Origin of the sequence: Acuticoccus yangtzensis, assembly GCF_001927245.1 — a bacterium.
Lineage (GTDB): Bacteria > Pseudomonadota > Alphaproteobacteria > Rhizobiales > Amorphaceae > Acuticoccus > Acuticoccus yangtzensis.
The window spans coordinates 24,323-44,110 of sequence record NZ_MJUX01000011.1; the positions used below are offsets into that span (position 1 = coordinate 24,323).

The window sequence follows — 19,788 nt, forward strand, 5'->3', positions numbered from 1 at the left end:
CTCCGTGGTAGCTTTGGCGCCATGAACGGAATGAAAAGCGTCTGTGTCTATTGCGGGTCTGCCACGGGGCACGACCCGCGCTTCGCCGCCGCGGCGGACGAGCTCGGGACCGCCCTCGCGCGCGCCTCGATCACCCTCGTCTATGGCGGTGGTTCACTCGGCCTGATGGGACGGATCGCCCATAAGGTGCTTCAGGAAGGCGGCCATGTGGTCGGCATCATCCCGCGCTTCCTGCACGACCGGGAAGTGATGCTGACCGAGGTGAGCGAGCTCATCATCACCGAGGACATGCACGAGCGCAAACGCCTCATGTTCGAGCGCGCGGACGGGTTCGTCGCTCTTCCCGGCGGCATCGGCACGCTGGAAGAGGTCGTCGAGATGATGACCTGGTCGCAGCTCGGGCGGCACGAAAAGCCCATCGTTCTCGCCAATGTGGCGGACTTTTGGGCTCCGCTCAACGCGCTCATCACCCACATGCTGGATGCCGGCTTCATCCGCCCCGGCTGGGACGTCTCCTACGACGTGGCGGACGAGATCGCCGACGTGGTGCCCATCCTCATCGAGCGGCAGAGGGCGCTGGCGGCGGAGCGCACCCCCCAGGAGGCGATGCTCCGCCGGCTCTGAAGCGCCCGAGAAACGGTCGGCGAGCAGCGGACGACCCGGCCGTGTCAGCCGAACGATCCTGATCGGCCGGCAGGCCGTGTCAGCCGAACGACCATGTGGTCGTCGGCGCGCCGTCCGGCCCTTTGCCGTCCTTCAGGACGATGCCTTCGGCGGCGAGCTGATCGCGGATGGCGTCAGCGCGGGTGAAATCCTTCGCGGCGCGCGCGGCGAGGCGTTCGGCCAGCAGCGCATCGACGTCGAGGGACAGGCCCGCCGCCTTCTGCGCCTCGTCGCGCTCCTCCCGCGCCCGCACACGCCCAAGGTCGATGCCCATGAGCGCCGCACTGGCGGCAAGGCCGGGCGCAGAGGTGCGCGCCATTTCGCCCAGCCGCGCGATGGCGAGAGGCGTGTTCAGATCGTCCGCCAGAGCCGCCACCACCGCGGCATCCGGCTCGCCCTCGGCGCTCTGCGCACCGGTCCATGCACGCAGCATCGCCCGCGCCTCGTCCAGCCGCCGCGCGGTCCAGTCGATCGGCTGGCGGTACTGCGTCATCAGCATCGCGAGGCGCAGCGTGTCACCGTCCGCACCGCTCAAAGCCTCGCGGATGGTGATGAAGTTGCCCTCGGATTTCGCCATCTTGCGCCCCTCCACCTGGAGGAAGCCGTTGTGCATCCACACCGTCGCCATCTCGTCGTGGCCGAAGGCACAGCACGTTTGCGCGCGCTCGTTCTCGTGGTGCGGAAAGGCGAGGTCGATGCCGCCGCCGTGGATGTCGAACGCCTCGCCGAGATAGCGATGCGCCATCGCCGAACACTCGATGTGCCATCCCGGACGCCCCGGCACGGCGATCCCGGCGGGGCTCTCCCACCCCGGCTCGCCCTCCGCCGAGGGCTTCCACAACACGAAGTCCATCGCGTCGCGCTTATAGGGCGCGATGTCGACCCGCGCGCCCGCCAGCATCTCGTCCAGCGACCGCTTGGAAAGCTGGCCGTACCCCGCGAAGGAGCCGACCGAGAAGAGGACGTGCCCGTCCGCCACATAGGCGTGGCCGCGCTTTACCAGCGCCTCGATCAGCCTCTTCATCTCGCCGATATTGTCGGTCGCGCGCGGCTCCACGGTGGGCGGCAGGCACCCCACCGCCTCGATGTCGGCGTGGAAGTCGGCCAGCGTCGCTTCCGTCAGGTCGCGGATGGAGATGCCCCGCTCCGCCGCACGGGCGTTGATCTTGTCGTCCACGTCGGTCACGTTGCGCACATAGGTGACCGCGTCCTCGCCGTAAGCGGACCGCAACAGCCTGAACAGCACGTCGAACACCAGGATCGGCCGCAGATTTCCGATATGGGCGAAGTCGTAAACGGTGGGCCCGCAGACGTAGAGCCGCACGTTGTCAGCCTCCCGCGGGACGAAGGGGGCTTTGCGGCGCGAACGTGTGTCGTAGAGGGCAATCTCGATCATGCCGCCGGGTATCCCGCCGGCGGACCTTTCGCAAGCACCGGGATTAACGGAGCCGCTAAAATCCGACGCCAAATCCGTGCGCATGCCTATATTGAAGGTGTTGGGATTGCAGCACCCGCCATTCGCGCGTACACCCGAATCAACGCTCTACACGCTCTGCATGCACGAGTGAGATTGAGTAATTCTAAGTTGAAGGGGTGAGGCCGATGGGGAAGACGGTCGGCGCCATGGCGGCGCTCTTCGTTCTGACTGTGATGATCGTGGGCCCGGTGTTTCTGGCCGTCAGCAACGCGCAGTCCCATCTATCGACCAGCCGCTGCGTGGTCGGCGATATCGGATGCGATGTCGTCGAGCACGACGCCTTTCCGGGCTGATGAAGCGTAAGCCCCGTGTCTCGGGGCCGTGGATCGGCCCCGAACGCGACACCGGGCAGACAGCTTAGCGCCGGGCGATGATCCACACCGCGTGGATGATGCCGGGGATATAGCCAAGCAACGTCAGAAGAATGTTGAGCCAAAATTGAAGGCCCAGGCCGACCTGGAGAAAAACACCCAGGGGCGGCAGCAAAATCGAAAGAAGTACGCGGACGACGTCCATGATTGCTCTCCTGTCAGTCTCTGGCAGAAGAACGATCCAGTCGCGAAAAAGTTCGATGCGAACGCGCTCCTTGCGCATATCTGGTGCAATCGAAATGCATTGCACCATGAACGGCGAGCCGGATTACCGGCCATGACACGTGCCGCGGGGCGCTGCGCGGGCGGCAGGCGCTAGGCGCATGGCGGGGCGCTAGGCGGGAGGCGGGGCGCTCCGCGTGGTTCACGCGCAGCAGCTCAGTGAGCCGCCGAGCCTCCCGGGGGGCCGCGTCCGCGTTGACGCATCCCCCGCCGCAGCCACCTGGCCGAGCGGGCTCGATGCCCTGCCCTTCAGCCGAACCCCAATAGCGCGACCCCGCCCAGACGGGGCCGCCCGCCTCAGCGGACGGGGCGGATCATCCGGACGTCCAAGTCGCGGATCTTCTTGCGCAGCGTGTTGCGGTTGACGCCCAGAAGCTCCGCCGCCTTGATCTGATTGCCGCGCGTAGCCGCCAGGGCCGCCGACACCAGCGGATATTCCACATCGCGCATGATGCGGTGATAGAGCCCCGGCGGCGGCAGCGATGCACCGAACTCGGCGAAATAATCGTTCAGGTGCCGCTCCACCGACTCCTGCAGCGTTTCCGCCTGGGCCGGACCGCCCGCCCCCGCCGGCTGCGGCGCCGCCGACTGGTCGTCCAGCTCATGCTCGATGTGGGCGCGCGTGATCACGTCTTCCGGATAGAGCGCCGCGAGGCGGCGGACGAGATTTTCCAACTCGCGCACGTTGCCCGACCAGCGGTGCGCCTGAAGCGCGGCCACCGCGTCATGGTCCAGCCGTTTCGCCGGCAGCCCCTCCGCCTCGCACTGGGTGAAGAAGTGGCGCGTCAGATCGGCGATGTCCTCCTTGCGCTCGCGCAAAGGCGGCAGGCGCAGCGGAACCACGTTGAGACGGAAATAAAGGTCCTCGCGGAACAGGCCCTGGCTGATCCACTGGCGCAGGTCGCGGTTGGTGGCCGCCACAATGCGCACGTTGGTGCGGATCGGCGCCCGCCCGCCGACGGTGGTATATTCCCCCTCCTGCAGCACGCGCAGGAGACGGGTCTGCGCCTCCATCGGCATGTCGCCGATCTCGTCGAGGAAGAGCGTTCCGCCCTCGGCTTGCTCGAACCGGCCGGCGTGGCGGCTGGTGGCGCCGGTGAAGGCGCCCTTCTCGTAACCGAACAGCTCCGCCTCGATCAGCTCTTTGGGGATCGCGGCCATGTTGATCGCCACGAACGGCCCCTTACGGCGCTTGCCGTAGTCGTGAAGCGCGCGGGCGACAAGCTCCTTGCCGGTGCCGGATTCGCCGTGGATGAGAACCGTGAGGTCGGTCTGCATCAGCCTTGCGAGGACGCGGTAGATGTCCTGCATCGCGGCGGAGCGGCCGACCAGCGGCATCGGCTCGCCGTCGGACTGGTGCACCCGCTCGGCCGGGCGTCCGCGCGGCTCGTTGAGGGCGCGGCCGACGACGTTGATCAGCTCCTTCAGGTCGAAGGGCTTCGGCAGATATTCGTAAGCGCCGCGCTCGGACGCGCGGATCGCCGTCATGAAGGTGTTCTGGGCCGAGATCACCACCACCGGAAGATCGGGCCGCCGCTTCTTCACGCGCGGCAGAAGCTCGAAGGCGTTCTCGTCCGGCATGATGACGTCGGTGATGACGAGATCGCCATCGCCCTGGTCGATCCAGTTCCACAAGGTGGCAGCGTTCGACGTGCAACGGACATCATACCCGGCTCGTGACAGAGCTTGGTTGAGAACGGTGCGGATCGCCCCGTCGTCATCGGCGACCAGGATCGTACCACTCATCAGTCTTGTCTCTCACTTCCTTCAAAGGCGGGCATCAGGATGCGCACCGTTGTCCCGGCATTGGAGTCGATTTCGATCACGCCGCCATGGTCGCCGACGATCTTGGCGACGAGCGCAAGGCCAAGGCCCGTGCCGTTCGTCTTGGTGGTCACGAACGGCTCGAAGAGATGCGGGACGAGGTCTTCCGGCACGCCCGGCCCGTTGTCCTTCACGCAAAATTCCAGCGGCAACGAGACCTTGTGCGGCGAGCCTGGCGCGGCGACGCGCATGCCCGGCCGGAAGGCGGTCGTCAGCGTGATGATACCGCCGTCCTGATCGGACAGCGCCTCGGCCGCATTCTTCACGAGGTTGAGGAAGACCTGGATGAGCTGGTCGTGGTTGGCGTGGACCGGCGGCAGCGACGGGTCGTACGCCTTGCGGATCTCCAGCCGGCTCGCGAAGCCGGACGAGGCGAGGCGCTCCACATGGTCGAGCACGGTGTGAATGTTGACCGGCTCGCGCTTCACCGGGCGCGCGTCGCCGAACACTTCCATGCGGTCGACGAGCTTCACCACCCGGTCCGTCTCGGACATGATGAGCCGGGCCAGCGCCCGGTCGTCCTCGGCCAGCGACGGCTCGATGAGCTGCGCCGCACCGCGGATGCCGGAGAGCGGGTTGCGGATCTCGTGCGCCAGCATCGCGGCGAGGCCGGTGACGGAGCGGGCGGCGGCGCGCGAGGTCAGCGCCCGGTCGATCTTGTCGGCCATGGACGGGCGGTCGAGGGTCAGCACCACCATCTGCGGGTCTTCCGGCAGCGGCAGGGCGTGGATGTCCACCACCTGCCCCTGGCCGAGGCGCGGCGAGGAGAGGTCGACGCGATATTCCACCAGCCCCGCCCCCGCCTGCCGCACCTTGGCCGGCAACGACAGAAGCGGGCTGCCGAACGGCACGAACCGGTCCAGCGGCTTCTTCTGCAGGTGCGCCAGCGAGGCGCCGAAGAAGGCCTCGGCGGCGTCGTTGGCGGAAACGATCTCGTCGTCCGGCCCCAGCACCACGATGGCGTGGGGCAGCGCATTCAGGATGGCCGCGGGGGTGATGCGGCGGGCGGCGGCGGTCATGCCGCGGCCTTCAGGTCGGCAGCGTCGCCCGCGAGGCCGTCCGCCGCGGCGAAGAGGTGGTCGATGGCGAGGAGCGCCATGGCTGGATCCTCCGCGGTGAGTGCGGCTCTGCGCAATGTGGTCGGGGCGATGACGTGGTCCGCATAGGCCGCGGTGTGCTTGCGCATCAGGCGCAGGCCGATCTCGGCCCCGGCGTGGGAGAGGAGCATCTCTGCATGCTCGCGGGCGAGTGCGCCGATGGCGGCCGGGGTGGCGGGCACCGCGGGACGGGGCCGCCCGGCAAGGTCGGCGGCGACGACACCGGCGAGCCACGGTGCGCCGAGCGCGGCGCGGCCGATCATCACCGCGTCGGCCCCGCTCGCCGCCAGCGCGGCGCGGGCGGTGCCGGTGTCGACGATGTCGCCGTTGGCCGTCAGCGGCACGGTGACGGCATCGCGCGTGGCGCGGATCGCCGCCCAGTCCGCGGTGCCGCTATAGCGCTGGCAGCGGGTGCGCCCGTGGACGGTGATCGCGGCGGCGCCAGCGTCCACCGCGCGTCGGGCGAGTTCGGGCGCATTGAGGGTGGCGCGGTCGAAGCCGAGACGCATCTTCACGGTGACGGGCACCCTCACCGCGGCCACGGTGGCTGCGACGAGGCCGGCCGCGTGCACAGGGTCGCGCATCAGCGCCGAGCCCGCCCAGCCGCCGACGACCCGCTTGGCGGGACAGCCCATGTTGATGTCGATGATGTCGGCGCCCGCGGCCTCGGCGATCTTCGCGGCCTCGGCGAGGTCACCCGGACGGCATCCGGCGAGCTGGACGCAGTGGACCGCGAGGCCGGCCCCTTCGAGCTTCAGCCGCGTCTCCGCTTCGGCGGCGACGAGGCGGTCGCTCGCCACCATTTCGCTGACGACGAGTCCCGCGCCAAAGCGCGCGGCCAATTGGCGGAACGGCCAATCGCTGACGCCCGACATCGGCGCCAGGATCGCACGTCCGGAAAGTTCGACATTGCCTACGGCAATCTCATGCATGTTCAGCGGGGCACCTCTAAGGCCTATTGGTGCTCATCTTTTGACCATGACACCAAAGTTGGCAAGAGCGTGTTGAGCCCTTGAGGGGAAAACCTGTTTCGTGGGCAGTGCGCAAAGGACCGGCAGACCATGCGAAAAGCGGGCACGATAGGTTGCGGCTCCTATGCCCGCAAAGGCGGCGGAGCGCCAGAGCCGCACCCGCATATCCCTGTCCCGCGCGCAATCCGTGCGCCTTGCCGCTGTGCGTCCGACCGGGCGAACGTGGTGCGGCGGAGCACGGCGGCGAACGCCGTGGCGCCTGCCCGCCCGGCGGGCTAAGACGGCCGCATGATCGCCTTTTCGCACCCACCCGAGCCTGACCGATGACCTTGATCGACGCCATCATCGTCGCCGCCGGACGCGGCACCCGGCTCGGCGGACCGCTGCCGAAGCAGTTTCTCCGCCTCGGCCCGCGAACCGTCCTCGCCCGCTCCGCCGACGCCTTCCTGGCCCACCCGGCGATCCGCAACGTCGTCATCGTCATCGCCGAAGGGGATGAGGAGCGCGTGGCGGACGCGCTCGCCGACAGGCCGCGCACCGTCACCCTCGTCACCGGCGGCGACACGCGCCAGGCCTCGGTTGCGGCCGGCCTCGGAGCCCTCGCCGGGGATGACGCGCCGCACGCCGTTATGGTCCACGACGCGGCGCGCCCCTTCGTCTCCGCCGCGCTGATAGGCCGCGTGGCTGACGCTCTTGAGACCGCCGACGCTGTGATCCCCGCCATCCCCGTCGCCGACACGCTGAAGCGGGTCGACGGCACCCGCGTCACGGCGACGGTGGACCGCACCGGCCTCGTCCAGGCGCAGACGCCGCAGGGCTTCCGCCTCGCCCCCCTCGCCGCGGCCCACTCCGCCGGGGTCAGCGGCTCCGGGGTCAGCGGCGCCACCGACGATGCCAGCCTGATCGAAGCCATGGGAGGCCATGTGACCACCGTCGACGGCGAACGCGCCAACGCCAAGATCACCACCGCGGACGACCTCGCCGAGGCGCGCGCGGCCCTTCCCCGCGTTCCCGCCGTCGGCCAGGGCTTCGACGTCCACCGCCTGGTGCCGGGCGGGCCGATCATCATCGGCGGCCTCACCATCGACTTTCCCGAGCGGCTGGACGGTCATTCGGACGCCGACGTCGCCCTCCACGCCATCACCGATGCGTTGTTCGGTGCGCTGGCGGACGGCGACATCGGCAGCCACTTCCCGCCCAGCGACCCGCAATGGAAGGGCGCGGCGTCCGACCGGTTCCTCGCCTTCGCTGCCGACCGGGCGCGCGCCGCCGGGGCCGAGATCGCCCACATCGACCTCACCATCATGTGCGAGCGCCCCAAGATCGGCCCGCACCGCGAGGCGATGCGCGAGAGGATCGCCGCCATCGTCGGCATTCCCGTCGCCCGCGTGGCGGTGAAGGCCACCACCACCGAAAGGCTCGGCTTCACCGGGCGCGGCGAGGGCATCGCGGCCTCCGCCACCGCCACCATATTGAGGAGCATGGCATGATCGACGACGACGTGAGAGCCCGCGCCGAGGCGACCCTCACCGCGGCGCGCGAGGCCGGGGTGATGATCGTCACCTGCGAATCCTGCACCGGCGGCATGATCGGCGGCGCACTCACCGCCATCGCCGGCTCGTCGGACGTGGTGGACGGCGGCTACATCACCTACAGCAACGCGGCCAAGGTCCGCCTCGGCGTCCCCGCCGCGCTGATCGAGGCCCATGGCGCCGTCAGCGAGGAGGTGGCGCGGGCGATGGCGGAGGCGGCGCGTCAGGCCGCGGGCGCCGCGCCCGGCCTCGTCTCCGTCGCCGTCACGGGCGTCGCGGGGCCGGGCGGGGGCACGGCCGCCAAACCTGTCGGCCTCGTCCACTTCGCCGCAGCCGCCGCGGGCGCGACCGTCCACCGCGAAGCCCGCTTCGGCGACATCGGCCGCGACGAGGTGCGCAAGGCGACGATCCTCGAAGCCCTCTCATTGCTCGACGGTCTGCTCGAGCCCGAATGAGGCCGTTGCCGGGGCCGCCGCACCCCTCCTGGCGACGGTAACGCGCCGATGACAATTCGTTGATCGCAGCAGGCCGACCCTTCGCCTGGAGCGGGGATCCAACCGCCCCGCATGGCGTTGGAATGCCAAATGGAGTTCGCCGTGAACTGGCCCCTTTTCGCCGTCTTCGTTCTCGTCACCCTGGCCGCGGCCGCAACAGGTGCAATCTTCCGCCCCGGCTCGTGGTACGCGGCCCTGCGCAAACCGCGCTGGACCCCGCCCAACCTGCTCTTTCCCATCGCCTGGTGCGTGCTTTACGCCACCATCGCGGTATCGGCCTACCTCTTCACGGTCGCCGCCGCGCCAGGCGAACGCGCGTTGCCGCTCGCCGCGTGGGGTCTCCAACTCGCCCTCAACGCGCTCTGGTCGCCGCTCTTCTTCAAGCTGCACCGGATGGACTGGGCGCTCGCCGACATCGCCCTTCTGGTCCTCGCCATCCTCGCCACGATCGTTCTCTTCGCCCCGGTTTCCGCCGTTGCTGCTGCACTCCTCGTGCCCTACCTCGTGTGGGTCAGCTTTGCTTCGGCCCTGAACTACACTATCTTAATACTCAACAGAGGGCGCCCCGTCCCGGATCGGACTGGAGGCGCCTCGGCCCCACGGCCAACGGTGGAGTGATCCATGAACATGAATGCAATTGTTTTCTTCGAGATCTTGCTCATTGCCGGCAGCCTTCTCACCTTTGCCGCGTGCGAATGGCGCGACATGCGCAAAGCCCCCGCGCGGATGCCGGAGGATCGCGCGCAAAAGGGCCCTGATCACTTGAGCGGCAGCGGCAATTGGCTCGATTGACAGCCGACTTAGATTTGATCCATTCCAGATCGCCATGAGCGCGACTGGCAGTTCCCTTTCCCACCGCGTCGACGCGGCCATCAGGCGGCATCTCGATGGAAGGTGCAGCCCTCCGCGGCTCGGCACTGCCCTGACGTCCGCCCTCTTCCCCGGCGGGGCGCGGGTGCGCCCTCGCTTCGCACTCGGCATCGCGATGGCGTGCGGGGACGACCGCCCTCGGGTGTCCGATGCCGCCGCCGCCGCGGTGGAATTCCTTCACACCGCCTCCCTGGTGCACGACGATCTGCCGTGCTTCGACGATGCCCCGTTGAGGCGCGGTGCTCCGGCCATCCACGTCGCCCACGGGGAAGCGCTCGCGGTGTTGACGGGGGATGCGCTCATCGTCCTCTCCTTCCAGGCCTTGTCGGACGTTGCGGACGCGGCGGGCGAGCGTCTGCCCTTTTTGTTGGCGACGCTCGCCGCGGCGGCGGGAACGCCCTCCGGCCTCGTCGCCGGTCAGGCACTGGAAAGCGAGCCGCTCTGCGATGTCGCCGCCTACCACGCGGCGAAGACGGGCGCGCTGTTCGAGGCCGCCGCGGTCATGGGGGCGACCGCCGCGGGTGCCGATGCCGCGCCCTGGCGTCCCGTCGGCGCGCGGCTCGGCGCGGCCTATCAGGTGGCCGACGACCTGCACGACGCGCTGCGCCTCGGCGGCGGCGGCAAACCGACCGGGCAGGACGACGCCCACGACCGCCCCTCGGCGGTGAAGCGCCACGGCATCGACGGCGCGGTCCGCGTGCTCAAGGACCACATTTCCGGTGCCACCGACGCTATACCGTGCGGGCCGATGGCCGACGCGCTGCGCACCCTCGTGCGCGAGCAGACGGCCCGCTTCCTTCCCGAAAGCCTCGCCACCCGCTTCGGAATCGACGCCACCGCCTGAGCCGCCTGGCCACTCCCGGCCGCATCCGTCGCGCGGCGCACCGCACCGCCGGTTGCGGCAGCCGCCCGGCGCCGGACACCGCTCCCGCCTGTGGAAAGATGGTGTTAACCGAACCGGACCGACCGTGCCGTGGCGGCCACAATCGCCGCGAATCACCTCTCGATCCGGCCCCTTAGGCGAAGGGCGACACCCCAAGGATCAATTTCCACGGTAAAATGGTCGCAAGCTCGTTCGGCCTCACCGAATGCTTTGTGAAGGACCCGCGTCGGCATGTCTTGTTTCCGTCACTCTGAGCGCCCTCAGGCGGTGTCCGAAGGGTCCGCGCCTCCCTCTCCCGCAGCGCCGGTGCGGCCCCGTGTCTCCACTGCGGGCGTCAGTCGCCGCGCCTTCCTCGCCGGGTCCGCTGCCCTCACGGTTGCCGGCTGCCAGACCGGCCCCGTTGTCCAGACCGCGACCGTGGTCTCCGGCCCCGCGCCGATCGATCCCTCCTACCGCGCCCTCTACGGCCCTTTGACCAACGAGCGCTACGCCCTCCCCGCCGTCGACATCACGCAGTTCGACCCGGTCTATCTGCGGCGCGAGGTGCGCAATCCCACCGGCGAGGCACCCGGCACCATCGTCGTCGATACCACCAACAAGTTCCTCTATTTCACGCTGCCGGAGGGTCAGGCGATGCGCTACGGCGTCGGGCTCGGCCGCTCAGGCTTCGGCTGGGACGGCGAGGCCATCATCCGCCTGAAGCGCGAATGGCCGACCTGGACCCCGCCGGCCGAGATGATCGAGCGCGATCCGAAGCTCGAGGAATATCGCGAAGGGATGCCCCCCGGCCCCGCCAATCCGCTGGGCGCCCGCGCGCTCTACCTCTTCCAGGGCGGACAGGACACGCTCTACCGCCTGCACGGTACCGCCGAGGCCTATTCCATCGGCCGCAACGTGTCGTCGGGCTGCGTGCGCCTCCTCAATCACGACATCATCGACCTCTACAGCCGCACGCCGCTGAAGACCCGCGTGATCGTCCGCCCGGCCGCGATCTACTAACCGCCCTCGCCGCACGCCGCCGGGCGGGGGGCGCAGGCGCCATGGAAGTTCACCGCCGTCTGTCTTATGGGACACGATCAATAAGAACGGCGGGAGGCTCCATGACCACTCACTACCGGCTCGCTCACACTCGGGTCACTCACACCGACGCGCACCGCACCCCGGCCGGGGTGACCCGATGAGCGTCGTCGTCGTCGACCCCGCGGCGCTGGACCGCTTCGTCCGCGCTGCCCTCGATGCCGCGGGTGCGGACGCCGCCACCACCGACGCCGTCGCCCGCGCGCTGATGCACGCCTCGCGCATCGGCGTCGACAGCCACGGCGTGCGGCTGCTGGAACACTACATCAGCGTCATGGAGGGCGGGCGCGTCAACAAGGCGCCGAACCTGACCTTCGTGGCCGAACTCGGCGCCATCGCCACGCTGGACGCCGACAACGCCCACGGGGCCCGCGCCACCTACGCCGCCATGGACAAGGCCGTCGCCATGGCCGAAACGTCCGGCATCGGCGCCGTGTCGATCCGCAATTCGTCGCATTTCGGGGCCGCGGGCGCATTCGCCATCGCCGCCGCCGAAAAGGGGATGATCGGCTTCGCCACCTGCAATTCGGACGCGTTCGTGCGCCTTCACGACGGCGCCTTCCGCTTCCACGGCACCAACCCGCTCGCCTTCGCCGCGCCGGCGGACGACCGTCCGTGGCTGTTCGACATGGCGACCAGCGCGATCCCCTTCAACCGCGTCCAGCTCTACCGCAGTCTCGGCGTCGAGGTGCCGGAGGGAACCGGCTCCGACGCCGCCGGGATCGACACGCGCGACGCCAACCTCGTCGAGATGCTGGCCCCTCTGGGCGCGGCCTTCGGCTTCAAGGGCGCCGGCCTCGCGGGGGTCGCCGAGATCTTCAGCGCCGTCCTCTCCGGCATGGGGCTGAGCTTCGAGCTGGCACCGATGGGCGGGCCGGACAAAGCCACCCCGCGCGGCCTCGGCGCCTTCGTGCTCGCGTTGCGCCCCGATGCATTCGTCGCGCGCGAGGTGTTCGCGGACGGCATGCGGCGTTATCTCACCGCCCTGCGCGGCTCCGCCCCGCGCGAGGGCGGCAAGGTGATGGCCCCCGGCGACCGCGAATGGGCCGTGGCCGCCGAGCGTGCCGACGGCATCCCCCTCGACCCCGTCACCGTGGAAGGTTTCGGCCGCCTCGCCGAACGCTACGGCCTCCCCTCTCTGGACGGCCTCTAAGACAAGGGCGCCGCTGGGCGGGTGATACGGATGCGGCCAAAGCGCCGCGGATCCTGAACACCGCTGTAAAGAAACAGTGCGCTGAGTTTGACGGCGCGCTGCCAACTGTGCCACCGGATCGGGCTTGCCGCGGCGATTTGCACCCGCTGCGGCAGCGCAGAGGCGGGCAGCCAGACCGGCGACCGCCTCTACGAATGATTGAAAGTCGCCGGCCGGCCCCTAATGTCGGTTTGGAATGATGTGTATGAGGGCCCCGGTGCGTCCGCTACTTCAGACGGTGAACCTGCCGAAAGACCTGCGCGCCCTTCCCGAACGGGACCTGCGCCAGCTTGCCGACGAACTGCGCGACGAACTGATCGAAACCGTCTCGCAGACCGGCGGCCATCTCGGCTCCGCCCTCGGCGTCGTCGAGCTGACGGTGGCGCTGCACTACGTGTTCGACACCCCGCGAGACACGCTGATCTGGGACGTCGGCCACCAGTGCTACCCGCACAAGATGCTGACGGGCCGGCGCGACCGGATGCCGACCTTGCGCCAGGCGGGCGGCCTCTCCGGCTTCACCAAGCGCGACGAGAGCATCTACGACCCCTTCGGCGCGGCCCACTCCTCCACCTCCATCTCCGCCGGCCTCGGCTTCGCGACGGCGGCCGAGATTTTGGGACAGGATCGCGAGACCATCGCGGTGATCGGCGACGGGTCGATGTCCGCCGGCATGGCCTATGAGGCGATGAACAATGCCGGTGCGCAGGACGCGCGGCTGATCGTCGTCCTCAACGACAACGACATGTCGATCGCCCCGCCGGTCGGCGCCATGAGCGCCTATCTCGCCCGCCTCGCCAGCGGCGAACCTTATGTGACGATGCGTGAGGCGCTGAAGGGTCTCGTCAAGCGCCTGCCCCGCTTCGTCGAGCGCGGCGCCGCGCGGGCGGAGGAGTTCGCCAAGGGCCTCGCCATGGGCGGCACCCTGTTCGAGGAACTCGGCTTCTACTATGTCGGCCCGATCGACGGTCACAATCTCGACCATCTCCTGCCCGTCCTCGCCAACGTGCGCGATGCGGACAACAAGCCCGTCCTCGTCCACGTCGTCACGCAGAAGGGCAAGGGCTATCCGCCGGCCGAGAACAGCGCCGACAAGTATCACGGCGTCGGCAAGTTCGATGTCGTCACAGGCAAGCAGGACAAGGCCAAGCCCAACGCCCCCGCCTACACCAAGGTGTTCGGCAACGCTCTGATTGCCGAGGCGCAGGCGGACGAGCGCATCGTCGGCATCACCGCCGCGATGCCGTCCGGCACCGGGATCGACCTCTTCGAGCGCGTCTTCCCCGAACGCACCTTCGATGTCGGGATCGCCGAGCAGCACGCAGTCACCTTCGCGGCGGGGCTGGCGGCGGGCGGGTGCAAGCCCTTCGCCGCCATCTACTCCACCTTCCTGCAGCGCGGCTACGATCAGGTGGTGCACGACGTCGCCATCCAGAAGCTGCCGGTGCGATTCGCCATCGACCGCGCGGGCTTCGTTGGTGCGGACGGGTCCACCCACGCAGGCGCCTTCGACATCGCCTACCTCTCGTGCCTTCCCGGCATGGTGGTGATGGCCGCCGGCGACGAGGCCGAGCTCGTCCACATGGTCGCCACCGCCGCCGCCTATGACGACGGGCCGATCGCCTTCCGCTATCCGCGCGGCGAAGGCGTAGGGATCGAGCTTCCCGAACGCGGCACCCCGCTCGAAATCGGCAAGGGCCGCGTCGTACGCGAAGGAAGCACCATCGCCATCCTGTCGCTGGGTGGACGTCTCGCCCCGTCGCTGCTGGCGGCCGAGGAGCTGTCCGCCAAGGGCCTCTCCACCACCGTCGCCGACGCGCGCTTCGCCAAGCCGCTCGACCGCGATCTGATCCTGCGCCTGGCGCGCGAGCACGAGGTGTTGATCACCGTGGAGGAAGGCGCGGTCGGCGGCTTCGGCAGCCACGTTCTCACCCTGCTCGCCCGCGAAGGCGCACTCGACACCGGCTGCAAGGTGCGCCCGCTGACGATGCCCGACGCGTTCATCGACCAGGACAAGCCGGACGCGATGTACGCCGCCGCCGGGCTCGACGCGGCCGGCATCGTACGCACGGCGCTTCAGGCGCTCGGCGCCGGCAGCCTCGCGAACCGCGCATGACCGCCCCGTCGATCTCCCTCGTCCACGACGCGAAGGCCGAAGTCGGCGAAGGCGCCGTGTGGGACGCCGAAGCCGGGCACCTCGTCTGGGTCGACATCGACGGCGGACGCATCCACCGCTTCGACCCCGCGAGCGGCCCGCTGGAGCCGGTGGAGATCGGCGAGCGCCTCGGCTGCCTCGCCTTGTGCAGCGGCAGCAACATCCTGCTCGCCGCTCAGTCCGGCCTTTATGATCTCGACCTCAGCACCGGTGCGCGCACCCTCTTCGCCGAGCCGGAAGCGCACCTTCCCGACAACCGCTTCAACGACGGCACCACCGACCGGCAGGGCCGCTGGTGGGTCGGCTCGATGTCGCTGCTGCCCGCGCCGCCCCCCGCCGACGGGACCTTCTACCGCGTCGACGCCGACAGGAAGGTCACCCCGGTGATCGACGGCATCATCTGCACCAACGGCCTCGCCTTCTCGCCGGACGGGCGGACGATGTATTTCTCCGACTCCAACCCCGCCGTGCGCACCATCTGGGCCGCCGACTACGATGTCGACGAAGGTGTGCCCACCAACCGCCGCCTCTTCTTCGACACCCGCAGCGTGCCCGGCCGTCCCGACGGCGCCACCGTGGACGCCGACGGCTGCTACTGGATGGCCGGTGTCGGCGGCTGGCAGCTCCTGCGCCTCACTCCGGCGGGCGAGATCGACATGGTGATCGACATGCCGATCGAGCGGCCCAGCAAGCCGGAGTTCGGCGGCCCCGGCCTCACCGACCTCTACGTCACCTCGATCGGCATCAACCAGTCGCCCGGCACGGTGCAGCCCCACGCAGGCGGCCTCTTCGTGGTGACGGGCCTTCCCGCCCCCGGCCTCATCCCCGCCCGCTTCCCCGGCTGAGGCCGGCCGAAGCGCCGTGCCAACTGGCCGAGCGTCGCACAAATTGGCCGAGCGTCGCGCAAACCGGTTGAGCGTCGCGCCCACCGGCCAAGCGTCGCGCCACCGCGGACCGTCCAGCCGACCGGCGCCCAGCGCCACCCTCAGAGTTGAATGCGCGGTTCCGGCGCGGGCTTCACCATGAGCGGGATCCCGGCGACCATCTTGATCACAGTCGTCGCCGCGCGGGCCATCGCCTGGTTCAGCATTCCCTGCTCGTCGCGGAAGGCACGGCCGAGCGGGGTTGCGGGAACGATCCCCTCGCCCACTTCGTTCGCCACCGCGATCACCGGCCGCTCACGCACCTCCAGCGCCTCCAGGAGCCGCGCGCGGCCAGCGGCGATATCATGCTCGCCCAGCATCAGATTGGTCAGCCACAACGTCAGACAGTCGATGAGGAGGATGCCCTCCCCCGGCACGGCGGCGGCAAGGTCAAGCGGCACCTCCAGCGTCCGCCAATGGTCAGGCCGACGGGATTGGTGGAGGGTGATGCGCGCTTCCATCTCCGCATCGCGTGGCGCACCGGCCGTTGCGGCATAGGTGACGGGCTTGCCCGCCCGCTCTGCGATCTCCTCGGCATAGCGCGATTTCCCCGATCGGGCCCCGCCGATGACGAGTATGAATTCAGGCTTGTGGATGACGCGTCCCCCTGTTGCATCCCCGAACGGGCGTTGCTATACCCCCGTCACGCGAGCGCGTCATTCCCCGGTAGCTCAGCGGTAGAGCAACCGGCTGTTAACCGGTTGGTCGCTGGTTCGAATCCGGCCCGGGGAGCCACTCGCATGGCTGCTGTTTTGATGCAGCACCTGTGGTCTTCGCGCAAAACCTCACCCATTCAGTTCTGACCAAGACGTGGGTCTCTCTGACCGCGCCGTGTCGTGCGGTGCCAAATCGGCGCGACGGTCATGCATGTGCCCGTCGCATTCGGGCGTTTGCGCCAGCGCGTTTCGCGAACTGTTGCCGTCGGCGTGTCAGCGCCGCGCTCGGATGAGCTGTCCCTCTCTTCGTCGCAAAGCACGATCCACGCCCCATGTCCCGCTGCGGACCGCCAGCCCGGTCCTGGACCCCGGTGCACGCATAACAGCGCGAGCCATCCCGCGACGGGATCGAGGCACTCCGGGCAGCGCCGCCAGGTCGAACGAAGCCCAAACCTGCGGGGCGGCATCGATTCGCGGGCCGCACCGGCGCTACCGCGCACAGCACTGGCGGCGATGTTGTCGGTCCGCGCCGCCAGCCGTGCACGAAGGTGGCCGGTTCAGGCGGGCGCGGAGCGGCGCGATGCCGCCGTCAGGATCACCGGAACCATGTCGTCCAGATCGGCGCAGGGCACCGCTCCCGCCGCGCGGATCTCGTCGGTCAGATCCACCGGCAGGCTTGAGTTCGACGCGTCGGGGATGCCGTTCAGCTTGCCGCCGATCATCACCGGGCAGTCCATGCCGCGCGCTGCCAGCGCCGCCATCACTTCGCGAACATAGGAAAGGCCGACGCCGTTGTAGGTGCTGATCGCGACGATGTCGGCCGCCGCCGCACGGGCCGCTTCCACCAGCGCCTCGGGATCCACCGCCACGCCGCCGTCCACCGTGCCGATCCCCGCCTGCTCCAGCGCGCGGCGGACCAGATAGGCGCCATGTTCATGCACGTCGGTCGTCCCGACGATGACGGTGACAGCGCGCCCCGCGACGGCGTCCGGCGCCACCCCCGCGCTGGCCTCCGGCGCCACCCCCGCAGCGAGCGCAGGGGCCTGGCGGACCGCCCAGTCGCGCGCCATGCGGTCGAGTTCTTCGGCCCACTCTGCGGGAACCAGCGGGCGCGCCGCATCGCCTGCCGCCGCGGCGCCGAACCAGGCTTCCATGCGCTTCGGCCCGGCGCGGCGGATCGCTAACATCAGCGCCGCCGGATCGGCCGTGTCCACCCCCCGCTCGGCCAGCCCCGCCAATGCGCGCGCGGCGAACGCCTTCCCGCCCGCCACCAGCGTGTCCGCCAAAGCCTCGATCGCCGCCGCGTCCACCGCTGCGACGTGGTCGGCCGCATGCGCCACCAGCCGGTCGGCGAAAAGCTGCGCGTCCAGAATTTCGTCGACATCCGGGATGCGCACGTTCTCGGTCACCGGCACAGGGTTGATGGCATGGCCGGAGGGGCGGCGCATCAGCGCCACGATGTCGGCGAGGAGATAACTCGCGAGGCTGGCATAATTGGCCGCCGGCTCGGCGCGGTAGGCGACCGTGTTGCCGAAGATCATCGTCCCCGGCGTGTCTGTCAGCCGCGCCACCGCGGCCTGAAAGGCGGCACGGCTGAGCGGGTGCGAGAAGTGATGGCCGAAGCAGAAGGAGGCCTTCGCGCCGATCAGATCCTCGACGATATGTTTCTCGACGATCACCATGCCGACGGCGGACGCCATGTCCATGAAGAGGCCGGCGAACCCGTCGTCGAGGTTGGAGTGGACCAGGATTTCGGCGTCCTGCGCGGCGATCAGCCCGAGAGCGATCACCGTCGCTTCGGTGGTGGCGACGTCGTCGTCCCAATGCGGCAGGCGGAAGGTGAAATATTGACCCAGATTGCCGATGGCGGTGGCGCCCGCGGCAATCGCGGCGCGCACGTTCTCGACCGCGCCCGGCAGGCCCAGCATGAAGTCGCCGAAATGGGGCGCCGCGGGCGCCGCGTTGGTGATGCGGGCGAAATCCTCCGGCCCGGCGAGGACGATGCCGGTGCCTCTGGTCGCCGCCGCACGGCGCTCCTGCGGATAGCCCATCGTCCAGTCCAGCGTGACGCCGAAACGGTCGATCCGTGCGCCGCGGCGGGCGACCTTGTCGGCAAGGTCCGCCATCGCCCCCACCGTGCGCTCCACGCTGCGAAAGCCGATGTGGGCGTGGCGCATGATCCGCCCCTCCCGCGCCGTCCGCCGCTTGTAGGCGGCCTCGGAGGGAACGCCCTCCGCGTCCAGAAAGAGACAGCGGCCCAACCGCCAGTCCCGCGCCATCGCCCGCCCCTCGGCGAGGAGGTCCGCTCCGGGACGCAGCGCCGGAGCGGTGAGCGTCGGCACGGCGGGCGAGGCGGCGCCAAGGGACATGCGACGAGGCACCAGGCCGCGGCCGGTCAGAGCGCGCCGGGGTCGCGCTGATCGTCCGGCTGTGCGCCGAACACCGTCGCCCGCTCGATCTCCAGCACGTTGTCCGGCCGGGGGAAGTTGCTCGGCACCCGGTCACCCTGCGAGCGCGGCCGGCCGATCAGGCGGAAAAAATCCTCCAGCCCGTTCGGCAGGATCAACCACATCCACCTGAGGTCGGTCGATCCGTCATTGATGAACATGTGCCTCACGCCCATCGGCAGGAAGATCGTAGTGCCGGGCTCCATCGGATGCGCCGCACCGTCGATCACCGCGCGGCCGGTCCCTTCGATGACGAAGATCGCCTCCTCGTTCTCCTCGTGCGTATGTTCGCGCACATAGCCGCCCGGCGCGACGTTCTGCGTGCCCATCGCGAACGGGGACTTCATGCCGACGATGTGCGGTGCCAGCGCCACGTCGATGTAGCCGTTGGCCGGCACGGGCTGCCAGTAGCTCTCACGCTCCCGCGGGCCCGAGACGTGGACCCCGATCTCGGCGGCCTTACGTTTGACGTCCATGATCGATCTCCGGCCCGACTGGTCGCAAAGTGCAGGTTTGGAGGGTGGACAGCGCCGGCGCTCCGGTCAACGCCCGGCGGCAGCGTCGCCGCCTTTGCCAACCGATCCGCTCGCCCCCGCCGGCGCACCGCTCATCCATTCCTTCTGCGGCTTCAGGCGGATGTCCATGAGGAGGTTGCGCAATGAGTGTCGCGTGCGTTCACTGCGGAGCGTCGGCCGTGAGGGCGCCGGCTGGCCTCGGCCACGGTGACGTCGGTCACCGCTCCCATAGCTCCGGCGGGGGAAGGCCAGGCGGCGTTGCTGCCCTTCACCGCCGCCCGATCGAACGAGTGCAGACACGTGAATACCGACGAACCGAGCCTCCGATTTGCCCAACCTCGCCCAGCACCCGAGCGTTACGGCGTGCGCCATGGCGCCTGCTGCGCCCGCCACGGCGCTTCATCGCGTCGGCGGCGCGC

At 69.5% G+C, this 19,788-nt stretch carries 19 protein-coding genes and 1 tRNA gene; 12 read left to right on the forward strand and 8 right to left on the reverse strand.

Annotated features, from left to right (window positions below; translation table 11 throughout):
* The first annotated feature begins 21 nt into the window (after window positions 1-21).
* On the forward strand, window positions 22-624 hold the full coding sequence (locus tag BIX52_RS20095) for an LOG family protein (protein ID WP_075222904.1): 603 nt from the start codon (window positions 22-24) through the stop codon (window positions 622-624).
* 79 nt (window positions 625-703) lie between these two features.
* On the opposite strand, the gene cysS is transcribed toward BIX52_RS20095, so the two are convergent.
* Window positions 704-2,059 carry a cysteine--tRNA ligase gene (gene cysS, locus BIX52_RS20100; protein WP_075222905.1) on the reverse strand — a complete coding sequence of 452 codons (1,356 nt, stop codon included), beginning with the start codon at window positions 2,057-2,059 and terminating at the stop codon, window positions 704-706.
* A gap of 206 nt (window positions 2,060-2,265) precedes the next feature.
* Between cysS and BIX52_RS23320 the strand changes: the two genes are divergently transcribed.
* Window positions 2,266-2,433: a hypothetical protein gene (locus BIX52_RS23320; protein WP_157956284.1), complete on the forward strand. Its 168-nt coding sequence runs from the start codon at window positions 2,266-2,268 to the stop codon at window positions 2,431-2,433.
* 64 nt (window positions 2,434-2,497) lie between these two features.
* Here BIX52_RS23320 and BIX52_RS20105 read toward each other — a convergent pair whose 3' ends face one another.
* From BIX52_RS20105 to dusB, 4 genes are all read right to left on the reverse strand, one after another.
* Window positions 2,498-2,656 carry a YqaE/Pmp3 family membrane protein gene (locus BIX52_RS20105; RefSeq protein WP_075222906.1) on the reverse strand — a complete coding sequence of 53 codons (159 nt, stop codon included), beginning with the start codon at window positions 2,654-2,656 and terminating at the stop codon, window positions 2,498-2,500.
* 374 nt (window positions 2,657-3,030) lie between these two features.
* The gene (ntrC, locus tag BIX52_RS20110; RefSeq protein WP_075222907.1) at window positions 3,031-4,482 is read right to left on the reverse strand and encodes a nitrogen regulation protein NR(I); all 1,452 of its coding nucleotides are present in this window, start codon (window positions 4,480-4,482) and stop codon (window positions 3,031-3,033) included.
* Window positions 4,479-5,576, reverse strand: coding sequence for a two-component system sensor histidine kinase NtrB (locus BIX52_RS20115; protein WP_075222908.1), 1,098 nt, complete (start codon window positions 5,574-5,576; stop codon window positions 4,479-4,481). Before BIX52_RS20115 ends, ntrC begins: the two co-directional genes overlap by 4 nt.
* Window positions 5,573-6,586, reverse strand: a complete 1,014-nt coding sequence (dusB, locus tag BIX52_RS20120) for a tRNA dihydrouridine synthase DusB (RefSeq protein ID WP_075222909.1) — start codon at window positions 6,584-6,586, stop codon at window positions 5,573-5,575. The genes BIX52_RS20115 and dusB overlap by 4 nt, the downstream gene beginning before the upstream one ends.
* A 362-nt stretch (window positions 6,587-6,948) precedes the next feature.
* On the opposite strand from dusB, the gene BIX52_RS20125 reads away from it, so the two are divergent.
* The 9 genes from BIX52_RS20125 to BIX52_RS20160 all read left to right on the forward strand — a co-directional run bounded on the left by BIX52_RS20125 (window position 6,949) and on the right by BIX52_RS20160 (window position 15,673).
* Window positions 6,949-8,115 carry a bifunctional 2-C-methyl-D-erythritol 4-phosphate cytidylyltransferase/2-C-methyl-D-erythritol 2,4-cyclodiphosphate synthase gene (locus BIX52_RS20125; protein ID WP_075222910.1) on the forward strand — a complete coding sequence of 389 codons (1,167 nt, stop codon included), beginning with the start codon at window positions 6,949-6,951 and terminating at the stop codon, window positions 8,113-8,115.
* Window positions 8,112-8,612, forward strand: a complete 501-nt coding sequence (locus BIX52_RS20130; protein ID WP_075222911.1) for a CinA family protein — start codon at window positions 8,112-8,114, stop codon at window positions 8,610-8,612. Before BIX52_RS20125 ends, BIX52_RS20130 begins: the two co-directional genes overlap by 4 nt.
* Window positions 8,613-8,753: 141 nt before the next feature.
* Entirely contained in the window at window positions 8,754-9,269 is a 516-nt protein-coding gene (locus BIX52_RS20135) for a TspO/MBR family protein (RefSeq protein ID WP_342743857.1), read from the forward strand.
* Window positions 9,270-9,272: 3 nt separating this feature from the next.
* Entirely contained in the window at window positions 9,273-9,443 is a 171-nt protein-coding gene (locus BIX52_RS23325; RefSeq protein ID WP_157956283.1) for a hypothetical protein, read from the forward strand.
* A 34-nt stretch (window positions 9,444-9,477) separates the two neighbouring features.
* Complete coding sequence (locus BIX52_RS20140; RefSeq protein WP_075222912.1) at window positions 9,478-10,365, forward strand: polyprenyl synthetase family protein; 888 nt, start codon at window positions 9,478-9,480, stop codon at window positions 10,363-10,365.
* 345 nt (window positions 10,366-10,710) lie between these two features.
* Complete coding sequence (locus BIX52_RS20145) at window positions 10,711-11,403, forward strand: L,D-transpeptidase (protein ID WP_075222913.1); 693 nt, start codon at window positions 10,711-10,713, stop codon at window positions 11,401-11,403.
* Window positions 11,404-11,581: 178 nt separating this feature from the next.
* Complete coding sequence (locus tag BIX52_RS20150; protein WP_075222914.1) at window positions 11,582-12,634, forward strand: Ldh family oxidoreductase; 1,053 nt, start codon at window positions 11,582-11,584, stop codon at window positions 12,632-12,634.
* 244 nt (window positions 12,635-12,878) lie between these two features.
* Window positions 12,879-14,789 carry a 1-deoxy-D-xylulose-5-phosphate synthase gene (gene dxs / locus BIX52_RS20155; protein ID WP_075222915.1) on the forward strand — a complete coding sequence of 637 codons (1,911 nt, stop codon included), beginning with the start codon at window positions 12,879-12,881 and terminating at the stop codon, window positions 14,787-14,789.
* Window positions 14,786-15,673 carry an SMP-30/gluconolactonase/LRE family protein gene (locus BIX52_RS20160; protein ID WP_075222916.1) on the forward strand — a complete coding sequence of 296 codons (888 nt, stop codon included), beginning with the start codon at window positions 14,786-14,788 and terminating at the stop codon, window positions 15,671-15,673. The genes dxs and BIX52_RS20160 overlap by 4 nt, the downstream gene beginning before the upstream one ends.
* 140 nt (window positions 15,674-15,813) lie before the next feature.
* On the opposite strand, the gene cobU is transcribed toward BIX52_RS20160, so the two are convergent.
* Complete coding sequence (gene cobU / locus BIX52_RS20165) at window positions 15,814-16,347, reverse strand: bifunctional adenosylcobinamide kinase/adenosylcobinamide-phosphate guanylyltransferase (RefSeq protein WP_075222917.1); 534 nt, start codon at window positions 16,345-16,347, stop codon at window positions 15,814-15,816.
* 64 nt (window positions 16,348-16,411) lie between these two features.
* Between cobU and BIX52_RS20170 the strand changes: the two genes are divergently transcribed.
* A tRNA-Asn gene (locus BIX52_RS20170) sits at window positions 16,412-16,486 on the forward strand.
* A gap of 478 nt (window positions 16,487-16,964) precedes the next feature.
* On the opposite strand, the gene BIX52_RS20175 is transcribed toward BIX52_RS20170, so the two are convergent.
* Both BIX52_RS20175 and BIX52_RS20180 read right to left on the reverse strand, forming a co-directional pair.
* On the reverse strand, window positions 16,965-18,776 hold the full coding sequence (locus BIX52_RS20175; protein WP_075222918.1) for a cobalamin-dependent protein: 1,812 nt from the start codon (window positions 18,774-18,776) through the stop codon (window positions 16,965-16,967).
* A 26-nt stretch (window positions 18,777-18,802) separates the two neighbouring features.
* Window positions 18,803-19,330 carry a cupin domain-containing protein gene (locus tag BIX52_RS20180; protein ID WP_075222919.1) on the reverse strand — a complete coding sequence of 176 codons (528 nt, stop codon included), beginning with the start codon at window positions 19,328-19,330 and terminating at the stop codon, window positions 18,803-18,805.
* Window positions 19,331-19,788 lie beyond the last annotated feature (458 nt).

Coding starts and splice junctions, on each gene's coding strand:
- BIX52_RS20105 (WP_075222906.1), bottom strand. CDS start 2,656: ATGGACGTCGTCCGCGTACTTCTTTCGATTTTGCTGCCGCCCCTGGGT.
- BIX52_RS20115 (WP_075222908.1), bottom strand. CDS start 5,576: ATGACCGCCGCCGCCCGCCGCATCACCCCCGCGGCCATCCTGAATGCG.
- BIX52_RS20150 (WP_075222914.1), top strand. CDS start 11,582: ATGAGCGTCGTCGTCGTCGACCCCGCGGCGCTGGACCGCTTCGTCCGC.
- dusB (WP_075222909.1), bottom strand. CDS start 6,586: ATGCATGAGATTGCCGTAGGCAATGTCGAACTTTCCGGACGTGCGATC.
- BIX52_RS20175 (WP_075222918.1), bottom strand. CDS start 18,776: ATGTCCCTTGGCGCCGCCTCGCCCGCCGTGCCGACGCTCACCGCTCCG.
- BIX52_RS20095 (WP_075222904.1), top strand. CDS start 22: ATGAACGGAATGAAAAGCGTCTGTGTCTATTGCGGGTCTGCCACGGGG.
- BIX52_RS20160 (WP_075222916.1), top strand. CDS start 14,786: ATGACCGCCCCGTCGATCTCCCTCGTCCACGACGCGAAGGCCGAAGTC.
- dxs (WP_075222915.1), top strand. CDS start 12,879: ATGAGGGCCCCGGTGCGTCCGCTACTTCAGACGGTGAACCTGCCGAAA.
- BIX52_RS20125 (WP_075222910.1), top strand. CDS start 6,949: ATGACCTTGATCGACGCCATCATCGTCGCCGCCGGACGCGGCACCCGG.
- BIX52_RS23320 (WP_157956284.1), top strand. CDS start 2,266: ATGGGGAAGACGGTCGGCGCCATGGCGGCGCTCTTCGTTCTGACTGTG.
- BIX52_RS20140 (WP_075222912.1), top strand. CDS start 9,478: ATGAGCGCGACTGGCAGTTCCCTTTCCCACCGCGTCGACGCGGCCATC.
- BIX52_RS20180 (WP_075222919.1), bottom strand. CDS start 19,330: ATGGACGTCAAACGTAAGGCCGCCGAGATCGGGGTCCACGTCTCGGGC.
- BIX52_RS23325 (WP_157956283.1), top strand. CDS start 9,273: ATGAACATGAATGCAATTGTTTTCTTCGAGATCTTGCTCATTGCCGGC.
- BIX52_RS20130 (WP_075222911.1), top strand. CDS start 8,112: ATGATCGACGACGACGTGAGAGCCCGCGCCGAGGCGACCCTCACCGCG.
- cysS (WP_075222905.1), bottom strand. CDS start 2,059: ATGATCGAGATTGCCCTCTACGACACACGTTCGCGCCGCAAAGCCCCC.